The following is a 2,113-nucleotide window of genomic DNA, read 5'->3' on the forward strand; positions in this document are numbered from 1 at the left end:
GCGCGGCGAAGCCACGGTTGCCCACCGCCCGGCCGCCCGAACGCTCGGTGTGGATGTCGTAGCCGGCCAGCGGCCCGCGGCTCCGGTCGGGGGGCGCCCGACGGGGCGATCGCCGAGGCGCTGCGCCGGGCCGGGCTCGTCACCGGCGACCAGGTGACCCTGGACGGCCCCGACTCCGGCTCCGGTGCGGGCCGTGGTTCCGGTGCCCGAAGCGGTCGGCGGCACAGCTGAACCGTCCCGCGCACACCAGGTAAAACGATCGTGGACGGCCGGGTTGGCCCTGTGGCTGGCCCGGCCGTCCGGATGTCATCCGTGGTCGCGCTACTGGTTGGTCGGCAGCGCCACGTCGAAGACCGGGTAGTTCCTTGGGAAGGATCCGCGCAGCGAGGCCTGCGCGGTCAACGGGTCGACCTCGTAGAGGCGGAACGAGGAGCCGACGAGCAGCGCGGCGAAGCCACGGTTGCCCACCGCCCGGCCGCCCGAACGCTCGGTGTGGATGTCGTAGCCGGCCAGCGGCCCGACCGGCACGGGCAGCATGCCGGTGTTGGCCAGCGTCCCGGAGTTCGCCGGTGACTGGAGGGCGACCTGCGCAAGGTTGGTGTTGATGTCGAACAGCGTCGTTCCGGTCGCCGGATCAAGGTCGTTGTTCGTGTAGGCCGCGCCGGTCACGCCGGTCGCGATGCCCAGCAGCGGTGGGTAGGTCAGCGGGGCGTCGGCCACGGTGGTGCCGGGCGGCGGGGTCCCGGTCGGGTCGTCGATGTTGTGCCGCAGGTTCTCACCGGCGTTGCTGATCACGCGCAGCCGGTTCGCCGCCGGGTTGAAGTCGACCCCGAAGGCCGTCCCGACCAGCGGAATCGTCAGGTGCGAGACGCGCGTGGCGACTGCGTTCGACGTGTTGATCACGTAGATGCCGCCAAGGTTGCCCACGCCGTACAGCCGGTTGTTCTGCACCCGGAAGTCGATGCCGACCAGGTTCGTGTCGCCGCCGACAAGCCCGGTGATCGCGCCGATCGGGGTGAGCCAGGACGGCGAGTCCACGTCGAACCGCACCAGTCGACCCGTGGTCGTCAGACCATAGGCCGGGTAGTCGTCGAACAGAGCCGGCTGGATCACCGGCCTGCCCCCGCCGTGGTCCGGCGGGGCTGCGCTCGCTGCCCCCGCGAGCCCGGGCACCGCGGCGACCAGCCCGGCCGCCAGCACCGCCGTCGCGGCCGCCGAGCTCGCCGCGGAAAACCTTCTGCGCACGTATGTCTCCTTCCACCGGAACCCCTGACCAGCGGCGCCGCGATCCATGTCACCCCACGTGACCGCCATCCAGCGGAAGTAGATGCGCCAGACCGAACCAATTCAATAACGCACAGTGACGGCGGGTCTGCCGCCATACCCGGATGCGCACACCGCCACCGGCCGCACCCACACATCCCCGCCGGTACGGTGCGCCCGGCTCCCGCGGCCCGACCTCGCCGCGCCGCGCGCCGATCACGTCCGGAACCGACCGCGCCCGAACCGCAAGGCCACCGCACAAGGGCCGCCGGCCAGGACCATGCCGAGAGGCCACCCCGCCCACCGCCCAGGGTCGACGAGCCATCGACCACCGCAGACGGCGGCCTCGCGGTCCGGGCCGCCGGCCAAGACCATTTCTCCCAGGTACGATCGGCCCTGCAGGGCCGTTAGCTCAACTGGCAGAGCAGCCGGCTTTTAACCGGCGGGTTCAGGGTTCGAGTCCCTGACGGCCCACCATGTTTGTCATTGTACGAACCGCCCCCTTCGGGCGTGTTGTGGCTGGTAGAGCGGCTGTGTCGGTCTCGGTTGGCTCGGGTCTGGGGATGCGGAAGACCGGCTGGAACCGTCCGGGGCCGAGGATCTTGACTTCGTGGACGAGGGCTTCGACGAGGGCCTTGCGTTGAAGGTCGGTGCCGATCTCGATGATCGTATCGACATGGGTTGCGATCTTGTGGAGGGTGGCGCGTGGGGGCATGACGGGTTCGTCGTCGATCTGGGCGGTGAGTTCGGTGTGGCGGCGGCGGAGTTGCTTCTGCGTGGTGCGCAGGGTGGCGACTCGGTTAGCGAGGGTTTCTTCGTCGAGCTTGCCGCGTTCGAAGGCGGCCAGGTA

Annotated in this window: 2 protein-coding genes, 1 tRNA gene and 1 pseudogene; 3 read left to right on the forward strand and 1 reads right to left on the reverse strand. The window is 70.4% G+C overall.

Features of this window, described 5'->3' with window-relative positions:
* A pseudogene (locus ND747_RS16110) lies at positions 1-231 on the forward strand (hypothetical protein); the annotation flags it as partial.
* 90 nt (positions 232-321) lie between these two features.
* On the opposite strand, the gene ND747_RS16115 reads toward ND747_RS16110, so the two are convergent.
* Positions 322-1,245 carry a DUF4394 domain-containing protein gene (locus tag ND747_RS16115; RefSeq protein ID WP_251734433.1) on the reverse strand — a complete coding sequence of 308 codons (924 nt, stop codon included), beginning with the start codon at positions 1,243-1,245 and terminating at the stop codon, positions 322-324.
* Positions 1,246-1,664: 419 nt separating this feature from the next.
* Between ND747_RS16115 and ND747_RS16120 the strand changes: the two genes are divergently transcribed.
* Positions 1,665-1,740 (forward strand) — tRNA-Lys (locus ND747_RS16120).
* Between the two features lie 133 nt (positions 1,741-1,873).
* Positions 1,874-2,113: hypothetical protein (locus ND747_RS16125; RefSeq protein WP_251734434.1), on the forward strand; the 240-nt coding region annotated here is incomplete at its 3' end.

Source organism: Frankia sp. R82, from assembly GCF_023716925.1.
In the GTDB taxonomy this organism is placed as follows: Bacteria; Actinomycetota; Actinomycetes; order Frankiales; family Frankiaceae; genus Frankia.